This window comes from Saccharothrix violaceirubra, from assembly GCF_014203755.1.
In the GTDB taxonomy this organism is placed as follows: Bacteria; Actinomycetota; Actinomycetes; order Mycobacteriales; family Pseudonocardiaceae; genus Actinosynnema; species Actinosynnema violaceirubrum.
Genome location: NZ_JACHJS010000001.1, coordinates 5,745,278 through 5,759,392, shown reverse-complemented (window position 1 = coordinate 5,759,392; position 14,115 = coordinate 5,745,278). Strand labels below are relative to the sequence as shown.

The window sequence follows — 14,115 nt, the reverse complement described above, 5'->3', positions numbered from 1 at the left end:
ACGAAAGTTTTTCGATCCAGAGCGCGGGTTGCGCCGGCGGCCGGCGGCGAGTCTGGTTAAGTGGTGCGCGGACCCGGTACACAGAGGTACCGGATAGTGTGGAGTCGCCTGAACATGACCTCGACTGGAGTCCCGAACCGATCCGAGACCGCCTCCCGCACCGATGCGGGCGCGGCCAGACCGGCCAGTCCCGAACAAGCACGAGACGAATTGATCGAGCAGGCCACGGCCAATGCCCCCGAGCTGGCCGACCTGATTCGCCTCTACTACCGCCACGTCCCCGCCGAGGAAGTCAACGACGACGACCCGGTGGACCTGGTCGGCGCGGTGCGCTCGAACCACCAGCTCGCCGAGACGCGGGTGCCCGGACGCCCCGTGGTGCGCATCCTCAACCCCACACGCGCGCACGACGGCTGGACCTGTCCGGCGACCGTCGTCCAGGTCGTCACCGACGACATGCCCTACCTGGTCGACTCGGTCGCCTCCGAGCTGACCCGCGGCGGGGTCCAGGTGCAGCGCGTCGTGCACCCGATCGTCGTGGTCCGCCGCGACCCGGTCACCGGTGCCCTCCAGGAGGTCCTCGCCGACGCCGATCCCGCCGACCCGGGCGACGCCCTGGCCGAGTCGTGGATGTACGTCGAGGTCGACCTGATCACCGACGCCGACCGCGCGCGTGAGCTGGAGACCCGCCTGCACACGGTGCTCAACGACGTCCGCGAGGTCGTCGAGGACACCTCCCGCATGATCGGCACGGCCGTCGACCTGGCCCGCGACCTGCGCGCGGCCCCCGCCCCGAGCGACGAGGTCGAGGACGGTGCCCGCCTGCTGGAGTGGCTGGCCGACGACCACTTCACGTTCCTCGGCTACCGCCGCTACGAACTGGTCCGCGACGACCCGGCCACCGACGGCGAGCCCGCTCTGCGCGCCGTCCTCGCCAGCGGCCTCGGCGTGCTGCGCCAGGACAGCCTCGCCGCGCGCAGCCTGACCGCCGGTCCCGACGCGGGCGCCCAGGCCCTGTCGTCCGACCTGCTCGTCCTCACCCAGGCCAGCGCGCAGTCGAGCGTGCACCGCACGGTCTACCCCTTCTACGTCGGCGTGAAGACGTTCGACGGGCAGGGCGCGGTCACCGGCGAGCACCGCTTCCTCGGCGTGTTCTCCACCTCCGCCCTGCACGAGGACGTGCTGGACATCCCGGTCATCGCCCGTCGGGTGCGCGAGGTCATCCACCGCGCCGGCTTCCCGCTGCACGCCTACTCCGGCCAGCGGATGCTCGAAGTGATCCAGAACTACCCGCGCACGGAACTGTTCTCCGTCGACGCGGACACGCTCTACGCCACGGTCACCGGCGTGATCGCGCTGGCCGAACGCCGCCGGTTGCGGCTGTTCCTGCGCCGCGACCCCTACGGCCGGTTCTTCTCGTGCCTGGTCTACCTGCCGCGCGACCGCTACACGACGACCTCGCGCCTGGCCATGCAGGAGATCCTGCTGGCCGAGCTGGGCGGCACGAGCCTGGAGTACAGCGCGCGCATCGGCGAGTCGTCGCTGGCCCGCGTGCACTTCACCGTGCACACCGACCCCACGCGCGTCGCCGAGCCGGACACCGCGGCCATCCAGAACCTCCTGGCCGAGGCCGTGCGCAGCTGGGACGACCGCATGGTCGAGGCGGTCCTCGGCGAGCACGCCGGTGCGCCCGTGCTCGGCGGCGAGTCCTCGTCCGAGCAGGGCCTGCGCTTCGCCGCCGCGTTCCCGGAGGCGTACAAGGAGGACTTCACCGCCGCCGAGGGTCTCGCGGACTACCGCCGCATCGAGGCGTTGGCCGTCGGCGACCTCGACATGCAGTTCTACGTGCCGCGCGAGGCCGAGCCGGGGGAGCGGCGGTTCAAGCTGTTCCTGGTCGGCGCCCGGATCACGCTGTCGGACGTGCTGCCGATGCTGCAACGCATGGGCGTCGTAGTCGTGGACGAGCGGCCGTACGAGCTGACCCGCGAGGACGGCGCGGAGTGCTGGGTCTACGACTTCGGCCTGCGCATCGACCAGGCCACGCTGGACCGGTTGTCGACCGACGACCTCGAATCCGTGCGCACCCGCTTCCAGGACGCGTTCGCGGCGGCGTGGCGCGGCGAGGCCGAGATCGACGGGTTCAACACGCTGGTGCTGCGCGCGGGCCTGACCTGGCAGCAGGCGGGCATGCTGCGGGCGTACGCCAAGTACCTGCGCCAGGCCCGCACGCCGTACAGCCAGGACTACATCGAGGACGCCGTCCTCGGGCACACCGAGGTCGCGCAGGCCCTGGTCCGCCTGTTCGAGGCCCGGTTCGACCCGGCCGACGTCGACACGAGCAGGCCGGCCCGGGTGGACGCGCTGGTCGAGTCGATCACCGGGTTGATCGACGACGTCACCAGCCTCGACGCCGACCGCATCCTGCGCAGCCTGCTCACGCTCGTGCAGGCCACGTTGCGCACCAACTACTTCGTGCGCGACGAGCACGGCGCCCCGCGCCCGTACCTGGCGGTCAAGCTCAACCCTCGCGAGATCCCCGACCTGCCGCAGCCCCGGCCCCGGTTCGAGATCTTCGTGTACTCGCCGCGGCTGGAGGGCGTGCACCTGCGGTTCGGTCCGGTCGCCCGCGGTGGCCTGCGCTGGTCCGACCGGCGCGAGGACTTCCGCACCGAGGTCCTGGGCCTGGTCAAGGCGCAGGCGGTGAAGAACGCGGTGATCGTGCCGGTCGGCGCGAAGGGCGGCTTCGTCGTCAAGCGCCCGCCGGCGCCGACCGGTGACCCGACCCTGGACCGCGAGGCGTTCCTGGCCGAGGGCATCGCCTGCTACCGCCAGTTCATCTCCGGCCTGCTCGACCTGACCGACAACCTCAACTCGGGCGCGGTCGTCCCGGCGCCGCAGGTCGTGCGGCACGACGGCGACGACTCGTACCTGGTGGTCGCGGCCGACAAGGGCACCGCGTCGTTCTCGGACATCGCCAACGAGGTGTCGAAGTCGTACGGGTTCTGGCTCGGCGACGCGTTCGCCTCCGGCGGTTCGGTCGGCTACGACCACAAGGCCATGGGCATCACGGCCAAGGGCGCGTGGGAGAGCGTGAAGCGGCACTTCCGCGAACTGGGCGTGGACACGCAGAGCCAGGAGTTCACGGTCGTCGGCGTCGGCGACATGTCCGGCGACGTGTTCGGCAACGGCATGCTGCTGTCCCGGCACATCCGGCTCGTGGCCGCGTTCGACCACCGGCACGTCTTCATCGACCCGGCGCCGGACGCGGCGAGCGGCTACGCCGAGCGCAAGCGACTGTTCGAGCTGCCGCGTTCGTCGTGGGACGACTACGACCGCGCCCTGATCTCCGAGGGCGGCGGCGTGTGGCCGCGTTCGGCCAAGTCGATCCCGGTCAGCCCGCAGGTGCGGGCCGTGCTCGGCCTGCCCGACGACGTGGTGAAGCTGTCGCCGTCGGAGCTGATGCGCGCGGTGCTGCTCGCGCCCGTCGACCTGCTGTGGAACGGCGGCATCGGCACCTACGTCAAGGCCGGTGTCGAGACCCACGCCGAGGTCGGCGACAAGGCCAACGACGCGATCCGCGTGAACGGTGCCGACCTGCGCGTGAAGGTGGTCGGCGAGGGCGGCAACCTGGGCCTGACCCAGCGCGGCCGGATCGAGTTCGCCCGCGCCGGCGGCAAGGTCAACACCGACGCGCTGGACAACTCGGCCGGTGTCGACTGCTCCGACCACGAGGTCAACATCAAGATCCTGCTCGACGAGCTGGTCCGCGACGGCCGGCTCGACCGGGGGCAGCGCGACGAGCTGCTCGGGCAGATGACCGACGAGGTCGGCGAGCTGGTCCTCGACGACAACTACTCGCAGAACTTCGTGCTCGGGGTGTCCCGCGCGCACGCGGCGCCGATGCTGTCGGTGCACGCCCGCCTGGTCGCCGACCTGGAACAGCGCGGCGTGCTCGACCGCAAGCTGGAGGCGTTGCCCAGCGCCGCCGAGTTCAAGGTGCTGGAGAAGAACGACGCCGGCCTCACCTCGCCGGAGCTGGCCACGCTGCTCGCGCACGTCAAGCTCGCGCTCAAGGAGGAGGTGCTGGCCAGCGACCTGCCCACGATCGACGTGATCGCGCGCAAGCTGCCCGAGTACTTCCCCAGCGAGCTGCGCGCCCGGTTCGCCGACGCGGTCGCCGGGCACCCGCTGTCCCGCGAGATCATCACGACGGTGCTGGTCAACGAGGTCGTGGACGGCGGCGGAGTGTCGTACGCGTTCCGGTTGGCCGAGGAGATCAGCGCCTCGGCGACCGACGCGGTGCGTGCGTACGCCGTCGTGACGACGATCTTCGAGCTGCCCGCGCTGTGGCGGCGCATCCGCGAGCTGGACACGAAGATCCCCACCCACGTGCAGGACGACATGGTGCTGGAGACCAGGCGCCTGCTCGACCGCGTGTCGCGGTGGCTGCTGACCAACCGTCCGCAGCCGCTCGCGGTCGGCGCCACGATCAGCCGGTTCGCCACGGCGATCGAGACCCTCCTGCCCCGGACCCGGGAGATGCTCCAGGGCCGCGAGCGGGAGTCGGTCGACGCGCACATCGGGCGGCTGACGTCGTTCGGCGTGCCCGCCGACCTGGCCGAACGCATCGGCGCACTGCTGTTCACCTACGGCCTGCTCGACGTGACCGAGGTCGCGGAGCTGGCCGAACGCGACGGTACCGGCCTGGAGCGCACGCACGAGGAGACCGCCGAGCTGTACTTCGCGCTGTCCGAGCACCTCGACATCGACCGGATGCTCAGCTCGGTGTCGGGCCTGGAACGGGGCAACCGCTGGCACGCCCTGGCCCGGCTGGCGCTGCGCGACGACTTCTACTCGTCGCTGCGGTCGATCACGATCGACGTGCTGCGGTCGAGCGACCCGGGCGACCCGCCCGCCGTGAAGATCGCGCACTGGGAGCAGACCAACGCCTCCCGCCTGGCCCGCGCCCGTGCCGCGCTGGCCGAGATCAACCGGGCGAACAAGCTCGACCTGGCCACCCTCTCGGTGGCCGCCCGGCAGGTCCGCAGCATGATCCGCTGAACCCCGGCGGGTCGGGGACGACGCCGTCCCCGACCCGCCGGAAACTTTTTCCGGCCGGGATGTCGAGAACCGGTCACCGGCTCCGTCCCCGTGGTGAGAGCGACCGGGGCACCGGCCGCACCGAGCACCGAGGAGACCGACGATGGCCAAGTACCTGCTGCTCAAGCACTACCGGGGTGCGCCGGAAGCCGTCAACTGCGTGCCCATGGACCAGTGGACGCCCGAGGAGATCTCGGCCCACATCCGCTACATGGAGGACTTCGCCGACCGCCTGCGGGAGACCGGCGAGTACGTCGACAGCCAGGCGCTCGCGCCCGAGGGCCTGTTCGTCCGGTACGACGGCGAGGGCCGCCCGCCGGTCACCGACGGGCCGTTCGCCGAGACCAAGGACCTCATCGCGGGCTGGATGGTGATCGACGTGGACACCCGTGACCGCGCGATCGAACTGGCCGGCGAGCTGTCGGCCGCGCCGGGCGCGGGCGGCAAGCCCATCCACGAGTGGCTGGAGCTGCGCCCGTTCTACGGCGTGCCGCCCACGATCACGGAGTGAGCGTGGACGAGGCGCTGGTCCGCGTCCTCACCCCGCAGGTCCTGGCCGTCCTCGTCCGCCGCGGAGCCGACTTCGCGGCGGCCGAGGACGCCGTGCAGGACGCGTTGGTCGAGGCGCTGCGGGTCTGGCCGGCCGACCCGCCGCGCGACCCGAAGGGCTGGCTGGTCACGGTGGCGTGGCGCCGGTTCCTCGACGCCACGCGGGCGGACGTCGCCCGGCGTCGGCGCGAGGACCTCGTGGACGAGGAACCCGGACCCGTGCCCGACGTGGACGACACGTTGCGGCTCTACTTCCTGTGCGCCCACCCGTCGTTGACGCCGTCGTCGGCGGTCGCGCTCACGTTGCGGGCCGTCGGCGGGCTGACCACCCGGCAGATCGCGCGGGCGTACCTGGTGCCCGAGGCGACCATGGCGCAGCGCATCAGCCGGGCCAAGCGCACGGTCTCGGGTGTGCGCTTCGACCGGCCCGCCGATGTCGCCACCGTGCTGCGCGTGCTCTACCTGGTCTTCAACGAGGGGTACTCGGGCGACGTCGACCTGGCCGCCGAGGCGATCCGGCTGACCCGGCAGCTCGCGGCGGTCGTCGACCACCCTGAGGTGGCCGGGCTGCTCGCCCTCATGCTGCTGCACCACGCCCGGCGCGACGCCCGCACGGCGTCCGACGGCAGCCTGGTCACCCTGGCCGACCAGGACCGCGGCCGGTGGGACACCGTCATGATCGCCGAGGGCGTCGTGATCCTCCAGGCGGCGCTGGCCCGTGACCGGCTGGGCGAGTTCCAGGCGCAGGCCGCCGTCGCGGCCCTGCACGCCGACGCGCCCCGGGCCGAGGAGACCGACTGGGTGCAGATCGTGGAGTGGTACGACGAACTCGTGCGCCTGACCGACAGCCCGGTCGTGCGGCTCAACCGCGTGGTCGCCGTCGGCGAGGCCGACGGGCCGCGGGCGGGTCTCGCCGCGCTGGCGGACCTCGACCCGGCGTTGCCCCGGTACCCGGCCGTGGCCGCCTACCTGCACGAACGCGACGGCGACGGCACGAAGGCGGCCCGGCTGTACGCCGAGGCGGCGGGTCGTGCGCCCACGCTCGCCGAGCGTGACCACCTGACCCGCCAGGCCGCCCGGCTCAACGCCCGAAGTGGGCCGACTTAACCGGCCGTTAGCACGCGGATAGGGTCGGTGCCACCGGAATCGACCGCAGGAGGCGCTGACAAGGTGGGTGTGTTCGTCACGGAGGTGCGTCCGCGTTGGTCGGACATGGACGCGTTCGGTCACGTCAACCACGCGAACACGGTCACCCTGCTGGAGGAGGCACGGGTCGACCTGCTGTTCACCGAGGCCGCCCGGCACGGGGTCGCGGACATGGCGCACGGCGTCGTGGTGGCGAGGCTGGTCGTGGACTACCTCAGCCCGCTGGTGTTCACCGGTGACGAGATCGTCGTCGAGATGTCCGTGCGCGAGCTGAAGTCGGCTTCGTTCACACTGGTGTACACGGTGCGCAACGGGCGGCGCGAGGGCAGCCCGGTGGTGGCGACCGCGGAGACGCTGATGGTGCCCTACAACCTGACGGCCGGGCGACCGCGCCGTCTTCTCGATGCCGAGCGCGACTTCCTCGCGGGTTGGCGTGCCGGAGGTAACGGTGCCTGAACTGGTTCTGGCCGATCCCGCCGAACGGGACGACCTGGGCGCGTTCGTCGCGCGCGCGGTGCGCCTGGAGGCCGGCGCTGTGGTGCGGCTGCGCAACAGGGAGTCGGGTGGCCTGCTCGACGCCTGGGTCGCGACCCCGTTCGACACGCTGGCGACCCGCACGGTCGCCGGCCGCGTCGAGCCGGGCGACGTGACCGTGTCCGGCTCGGACCTGCTCACCGGCCTGGCCGTGGTGCGCAGCGAGAAGGTCGACCCGGGCCCGGCCCGCGACCTGCTGTGGCGCTCGGCGCTGCCGCCGACGCAGGGCTGGCTGCCGGTCGACCGGCTGCCCGGCGACGTCGTCGCCGAGCTGGCCGAACAGGGCGTGGCCGTGGCCCGGGAGAACACCGGCCCCCACGGCACCCCGCCCGCGTCGCTGCTGGACCAGACCGTGCTCACGGTCAGCGGCTCGGGCCTGGACGTGAAGGTGCCGTTGCGCTGCCTGTTCGCGTTGTCCGGCATGGGTTTCCTGGCGGGCGACGACGTGCGTGTCACCGCGACCGACTCGTGGCTGCGGATCGACGCCCGCTACGGCGCCGTGGTCCGCCGCCGCCACTCGATGCTGCCACTGCTGGTCTGACGGACGGAGGGCGGCACCGGAAGGTGCCGCCCTCGTCGGGTCAGACCAGCCAGACCGCCGTGTCCGGTGGCAGCCGGTCGCCGTCCATCGGCCCGCTGGAGAGCAGGACCTCGCCGGGCGGCAACGGCACCGGGCCGCCGGACGTGTTCAGCGCGCAGATCAGGCCGCCGCCCTTGCGGCGGAACGCGAAGCAGCCCGGCGGTGCGCCGTACCACTCCAGTTCGTCGCCGGAGATCGCCGGGTGGGTCTTGCGCAGCTCCAGGGCGTGCCGGTGCAGCGAGAGCATCGAGCCGGGGTCCTCGAGCTGCGACTCGGCGGTCAGCGCCACCCACTCGTTGGGCTGGGGCAGCCACGTCCCCGGGTGCTCGGAGAACCCGAACGGCGGCGCGGAGCCCTCCCACGGGAACGGGACGCGGCAGCCGTCACGGCCGCGCTCGGTGTGGCCGGACCGCACCCAGATCGGGTCCTGGAGGGCCCAGTCGGGCAGCTCGACGTTGGGCAGGCCGAGTTCCTCGCCGTTGTAGAGGAACACCACGCCCGGCAACGCCAACTGCACCAGGGCCATCGCGCGTGCCCTTCGCACGCCCAACTCACCGCCGCCGTACCGGGTCACGTGCCGGACCACGTCGTGGTTGGACAGCGTCCACGTCGCGGGCGCGCTCTGGGACGCCACGGCGGCCAGCGAGTGCTCGATCGCCGAGCGCACGGCGTCGGCGTCGAACGGCGCCTCGACCATCCGGAAGTTGAAGCCCAGGTGCAGCTCGTCGGGACGCAGGTAGCGGGAGAAGCGCTCGTCCTCCTTCACCCAGATCTCGCCGATGGTCACCCGGCTCGGGTACTCGTCGACGACCTTGCGGATCAGCCGGTGCACGTCGTGCACACCGTCGTCGTCGAACCTGGGGTCGAGGGTGTTGTCGTGCCGTACCTGCGAACCGATTTCCGCGCGCGGGTCCAGGTCGGGCAGGTCGCGCGGCTTGGCCATGCCGTGCGCCACGTCCACGCGGAACCCGTCGACGCCCCGGTCCAACCAGAACCGCAGGGTGCGGATCAGGTCCGCGGGCACCTCGGGGTTGTCCCAGTCCAGGTCGGGCTGTTCGGGCGCGAACAGGTGCAGGTACCACTGGCCGTCCGGGACCCGTGTCCACGCCGGGCCGCCGAACACGCTCGGCCAGTTGTTGGGCGGACGCGAACCGTCGTGGCCCAGGCCGTCGCGGAAGTGGTAGCGGGCGCGTTCGGGGCTGCCGGGCGCGGCGCGCAGGGCGGCCTGGAACCACGCGTGCCGGTCGCTGCTGTGGTTGGGGACCAGGTCGACGGTGATCTTGATGTTGTGCTCGTGGGCGTCGGCGACCAGCCGGTCGAACGCGGCCAGGTCGCCGAACAGCGGGTCGACGTCGCGCGGGTCGGCGACGTCGTAGCCGTGGTCGGCCATGGGCGAGCGGTAGAACGGGGTGAGCCACAACGCGTCGACCCCGAGCAGTTCGAGGTAGCCGAGCCGGGAGCGGATGCCGTCGAGGTCGCCGACGCCGTCGCCGCTCGCGTCGGCGAAGGACCTTACGTAGACCTGGTAGAAGACGGCGTCACGCCACCAGGCGGACTCGTCGCCGATCCCGGGACCGATGTCGGAGGAACGTCGCACGGGAAGCCATCCTGCCATCCGCCGGGGGGTGCCGGCCGTGATCTGTCGATCATGCCCAGGCGTTCATCAGGCTGTGCGCGGCCATCTCCAGGTACGCCCACAGCTGGTCGCGGTGTTCGGGTGTGAGGTCGACGGAGTCGACGGCGACGCGCATGCAGCGCAGCCAGGCGTCCCGCTCGACCGGGCCGATGACGAAGGGCGCGTGCCGCATCCGCAGGCGGGGGTGTCCGCGCTGCTCGGAGTACGTGTGCGGGCCGCCCCAGTACTGCATGAGGAACAGCCGGAACCGCTCCTCGGCCGGGCCGAGGTCCTCCTCCGGGTACAGCGGCCGGAGGATCGCGTCGTCGGCGACCTCTTCGTAGAAGCGGGCGACGATCCTGTGGAACGTCTCGTATCCGCCCACGGCTTCGTAGAAGTTCTCCGGACTGGTCACCCCACCATCCTCCCCCTCGACCCCCGCACCCTCTCGCCCCACCCCCCGGGACTCCGCGAGTTATGCGTTCGGACACCGCGAAATATGCACTCGGACACCGTGAGTCGTGCCCGAACGCACAACTCGCGGTGTCCGAACGCATAACTCGCGTGATCGTCAGGACTTGAGGCTGATGCCGTTCTCCTCCAGGGCGGGCATGAGCTTGGCACGCAGGGCGCGCTGCACGGCCCACTGCCGGCCCGGACGCACCTTCACGGTCACGCGCATGGTGATCCCCTCGGGCGTCACCTTCTCCACGCCGAGCACCTGCGGCTTGTCGATCACGTCCTCGGCCAGCGCCTCCTCGGCCACCGCCGTGCCGACGGTCTCGGTCAGCACCGACGACGCCTCGGCCAGGTTCGCCCCGTACGCCAGCGGCAGGTCGACCACGGCCACGGCGAAGCCCTGCGACGAGTTGCCCACGCGCAGGATCTCGCCGTTGCGCACGTACCAGACCGTGCCGTTGCCGTCGCGGATCGTGGTGATCCGCAGCCCGACGGCCTCCACGGTGCCCGTCGCCGGGCCGAGGTCGACGACGTCGCCGACCCCGTACTGGTCCTCCAGCATCATGAACATGCCGGACAGGAAGTCCTTGACCAGGTTCTGGGCGCCGAAGCCGAGCGCGACGCCCAGGATGCCCGCCGACGTGATGATCGGCGTCACGTTCATCCCCAGTTCGGCCAGCACCTGGACGAACGCGACGCCGTAGACGATGAACGTGACCACGGACTTGAGCACCGAGCCGATGGTCCTGGCCCGCTGCTCGCGCCGCTCGGACACCAGTGCGCCCAGCGCCTGCGGCGCCCGTTCGCGCAACGGCTTGAGCAGCGAGGGCTTCTTGCCCTTCTCCGAGCCCTTGGTCAGTCGGTCGATCAGCCGTCGCAGCAGGAATCGGACGACGACCGCGATGACGATGATGAGGATGATCCTCAGCAGTCCGCCCGCGATCTTCGGCCCGTTCGCCACCCACCACTCGACGGCGAGCGTCGACTTCACGTCCACCAGATCAACTCCTCGCGATCTCCAGGCCGGTCGCCCAGGCCAGGAACGTCAACTGGTCCACGGCCAGGCGCACCGCCCTCTTGACCGACCGCCCGCCGTGACCGACCTCGGTCTCGCGGCGCAGCAGCACGGGGTGCTTCGTCGAGTCGCTCGCCGTCGCGTGTTGCAGCGCGGCGCACATCTTCCGGGCGTGGTTGGGGTCCACGCGGCTGTCCGACTCGAAGACCGTGAACAGGACCGAAGGGTACTCAACGCCTTCACGCACCCGGTGGTACGGGGAGTACGACAAAAGCCAGCCCAGTTCCTCCGGCACGGCCGCGCTCCCGTACTCCTCGGCCCACAGCCGTCCGAGCAGGAAGTTCTCGTACCGCACCATGTCCAGCAACGGCGCCGAGCACACGACCGCCGCGTACAGCTCCGGACGTTGCGTCAACGCGGCACCGACGAGCAGCCCGCCGTTGGACCCGCCGCTGATCGCCAACTGCTCGGGTGTGGTCCACCCGTCCGCGATCAGGCGTTCGGCCGCGGCGTGGAAGTCGTCGAACACGTTCTGCTTGCGGTCGCGCATCCCGGCCCGGTGCCACTCCTCGCCTTCCTCGTCGCCGCCGCGCAACGACGCGTGTACCCACACGCCGCCGGCCTCGACCCAGGCCAGCGTCGACGCGCTGTACCCGGGCCCGCGGCCGACCGCGAAGCCGCCGTACCCGGTCAGCAGCGCCGGCCGGGGCAGGTCGGGCCCCTCGGCGCCGGCGACGACGAACATCCGCACCACGGTCCCGTCCGCGGACTCGTACGCCACCTGCCGCGTGGTGACCGAGGGCAACGCGACCGCGCCCGGCGCGGCCCGGTCGAGCACGGTCTCGCCGGTCGACCGCGAGTACCGGTACACCGACAGCGGCGTGACGAAGTCCGACCACCCGAACCAGAGCGTGTCGCGGTCATGGGACGTCAGCGGGTCGACGGTGACCAGTCCGTGGATCGAGCCGGTACCCGGCAGCGGCACGGCGGCCAGGTGCGTGCCGTCGTGCGCGTGCAGGTCGACGCGCGACACCGCGTGCTCGGTGCGCAGGACCACGAGCCGGTCTTCCAGCAGCAACGCGCCGTCGAGCACGGAGTCCGGCGCCTCGGGCACGAGTTCGGCCCACTCGGTGGGCCGGGCGGGATCGGCCACGCACAGCCGGAACCGGGGCGCGTCCAGGCTGGTGCGCAGGTACAGCCGACCGTCGTGGCCGACGAACGCCGAGCACTGCACGCCCGCGTCGGAGGTGACGACCGGTCGCAGCACGCCGTCGCCGGCCAGGTCCGCGATCCACACCGAGTCCCGGCGGACGGTGCCGGGCGCGCCGTTGACCAGCAGCCACCGGCCGTCGGGGGAGAGCGTGACGCCGTAGTAGTAGGTGTGGTCGAGGCCGTCCCCGTGCACGTTCACGTCGGTCGCGGGATCGGTGCCGACGCGGTGCCGCCACACCCGGCGGTGGAACTGGCGCTCGTCCTCGGGCACCAGCTCCGGGTCGACGCGCCGGACGTAGAAGAACTCCTCGCCGCCGGGCAGCCACGCCACGGGCGAGTAGCGGCACCGGTCGATCGGGCCTTCGACGATCTCGCCGGTGTCCACGTCGAGCACGTGCAGCAGCGAGTGCTCGTCGCCGCCGACCGACACCTGGTAGGCCAGCAGCCGACCTTCGCGCGAGGGCGTCCACCGGTCGAGGGTGGTCTTCCCGGTCTCGTCGAGGGCGGTCGGGTCGAGCAGGACGCGTTCGGTGCCGTCGGCCTCGCGCACGTACAGCACCGGGAAGTCCTCGTCCGGTCCGCGTCGGGTGTAGAACGCGCGGTCGGCCCGCCAGACGGGTGTGCCGACCGATCCGGTGCCCGTCAGTTCGGCCAGTCGCCGCTCCAGCGCGTCACGGCCGGGGAGCACGTCGAGCCACGTCCGGGCGAGCGCGTCCTGCTGTTCGGACCACGTTCGGGTGCGCTCGTCGGCGGGGTCCTCCAGCCACCGGTAGGGGTCGGCGACCCGGTGGTCGTGGAGCTGTTCGACCAGGTCGAGGCGTTGGGCGGCGGGGTAGGTGGTGGTCGCGGGGAGTGCCGCGCGGTAAGCCTGGGTCACCCGCCCGAGCGTAGCGCCACATGAAAACGATGTCCGATAGGCGGTTGTTCACCGAGTTTTCCGCGTCAACACCATGACACGTCGCATATCACAGGTGATTTTGGAGGTGACTTGTGGTCTGCTAGGGCTGAACCGGCGGAGGTGGTCGCGTGCCAGACCGACAACCCACCCCGATCGGCGCCCTGGCGAACGCCGGGCTCGCGCCGATGGTCCCGTCCGGCCAAAAACAGCACGGTGTGCACGCTGTGGTCGACGGGGGTGGGCCCGGTCAGGCGCTGGTCCTGCCCTGGGGTAGACGCAAGGTCCTGCTGCTCAACGCCACCTTCGAACCGCTGACCGCGTTGCCCCTGCGTCGCGCGGTCGTCCTTGTCGTGTGCGGCAAGGCGGAGGTGGTGCACGGCGACCCGGACGGCGCCGTGGTCCATTCGTCGACGTCCCAGGTGCTGGTGCCGTCGGTGATCCGCCTGAGCAACTACGTCCGCGTGCCCTACCGCGGGCGGGTCCCGCTGACCCGGGCCGGGCTCATGCACCGGGACCGGTACCGCTGCGCGTACTGCGGCGGGCGGGCCGAGACGATCGACCACGTGATCCCGCGCAGTCGCGGCGGCCCGCACACGTGGACGAACTGCGTCGCGTGCTGCGCGAGGTGCAACCACCGCAAGGCGGACCGGCTGCTGTCCGAACTCGGGTGGCGACTGCGCGTCGTGCCGAGTGCGCCGCGCGGCCCGCACTGGCGCCTGCTCGCGGGCGTCGCCGAGGCCGATCCGCAGTGGCTGCCCTACCTGGGCGAGCCCGCGGCCTGACGCGTCACCTCCCGAACCCGGCGTGCACCGCCGGGTTCCAGCCGTGCGCGGTGATCCGCACGGAGTCGTCGTGCAGCGTGATGCGCACCGACTCGTCCGCGGTCGCCCGCGGCGAGACCGCAGTGATGCGGACCGAATCGGTGGAATGCGACAAACGGGTGACCGAACCGGCCTGGTCGCGGTGGTGGGTGCACATGCCGTGTCCTCCGAGGCTCGATCGGTGGG

At 71.7% G+C, this 14,115-nt stretch carries 11 protein-coding genes; 6 read left to right on the top strand and 5 right to left on the bottom strand.

Features of this window, described 5'->3' with window-relative positions; genetic code table 11:
- The first annotated feature begins 114 nt into the window (after positions 1 to 114).
- The 5 genes from F4559_RS26455 (at position 115) to F4559_RS26435 (ending at position 7,870) form a co-directional block, all read left to right on the top strand.
- Positions 115 to 5,061, top strand: coding sequence for an NAD-glutamate dehydrogenase (locus F4559_RS26455; RefSeq protein ID WP_184673144.1), 4,947 nt, complete (start codon positions 115 to 117; stop codon positions 5,059 to 5,061).
- Between the two features lie 142 nt (positions 5,062 to 5,203).
- Positions 5,204 to 5,611 carry a YciI family protein gene (locus F4559_RS26450; RefSeq protein ID WP_184673142.1) on the top strand — a complete coding sequence of 136 codons (408 nt, stop codon included), beginning with the start codon at positions 5,204 to 5,206 and terminating at the stop codon, positions 5,609 to 5,611.
- A 2-nt stretch (positions 5,612 to 5,613) separates the two neighbouring features.
- Positions 5,614 to 6,756: an RNA polymerase sigma factor gene (locus F4559_RS26445; protein ID WP_184676237.1), complete on the top strand. Its 1,143-nt coding sequence runs from the start codon at positions 5,614 to 5,616 to the stop codon at positions 6,754 to 6,756.
- A gap of 63 nt (positions 6,757 to 6,819) precedes the next feature.
- Entirely contained in the window at positions 6,820 to 7,251 is a 432-nt protein-coding gene (locus F4559_RS26440; protein ID WP_184673140.1) for an acyl-CoA thioesterase, read from the top strand.
- Positions 7,244 to 7,870: a DUF8010 domain-containing protein gene (locus F4559_RS26435; RefSeq protein ID WP_184673138.1), complete on the top strand. Its 627-nt coding sequence runs from the start codon at positions 7,244 to 7,246 to the stop codon at positions 7,868 to 7,870. Before F4559_RS26440 ends, F4559_RS26435 begins: the two co-directional genes overlap by 8 nt.
- A 40-nt stretch (positions 7,871 to 7,910) precedes the next feature.
- Here the strand turns inward: F4559_RS26435 and F4559_RS26430 are convergent, their stop codons facing one another.
- The 4 genes from F4559_RS26430 to F4559_RS26415 form a co-directional block, all read right to left on the bottom strand.
- Positions 7,911 to 9,524, bottom strand: a complete 1,614-nt coding sequence (locus F4559_RS26430) for a glycoside hydrolase family 13 protein (protein ID WP_184673136.1) — start codon at positions 9,522 to 9,524, stop codon at positions 7,911 to 7,913.
- Positions 9,525 to 9,555: 31 nt separating this feature from the next.
- The gene (locus F4559_RS26425; RefSeq protein ID WP_184673133.1) at positions 9,556 to 9,939 is read right to left on the bottom strand and encodes a globin; all 384 of its coding nucleotides are present in this window, start codon (positions 9,937 to 9,939) and stop codon (positions 9,556 to 9,558) included.
- A gap of 156 nt (positions 9,940 to 10,095) precedes the next feature.
- Positions 10,096 to 10,980, bottom strand: coding sequence for a mechanosensitive ion channel family protein (locus tag F4559_RS26420; RefSeq protein ID WP_184673131.1), 885 nt, complete (start codon positions 10,978 to 10,980; stop codon positions 10,096 to 10,098).
- A gap of 4 nt (positions 10,981 to 10,984) precedes the next feature.
- Positions 10,985 to 13,087, bottom strand: coding sequence for a prolyl oligopeptidase family serine peptidase (locus F4559_RS26415; protein ID WP_184673129.1), 2,103 nt, complete (start codon positions 13,085 to 13,087; stop codon positions 10,985 to 10,987).
- 149 nt (positions 13,088 to 13,236) lie between these two features.
- Here F4559_RS26415 and F4559_RS26410 point away from each other — a divergent pair, with 149 nt between their 5' ends.
- A complete protein-coding gene (locus tag F4559_RS26410; RefSeq protein WP_312865831.1) occupies positions 13,237 to 13,890 on the top strand; it encodes an HNH endonuclease in 654 nt (217 codons plus the stop codon).
- A 4-nt stretch (positions 13,891 to 13,894) separates the two neighbouring features.
- Here the strand turns inward: F4559_RS26410 and F4559_RS26405 are convergent, their stop codons facing one another.
- On the bottom strand, positions 13,895 to 14,086 hold the full coding sequence (locus tag F4559_RS26405; RefSeq protein WP_184673127.1) for a hypothetical protein: 192 nt from the start codon (positions 14,084 to 14,086) through the stop codon (positions 13,895 to 13,897).
- Positions 14,087 to 14,115: the final 29 nt, after the last annotated feature.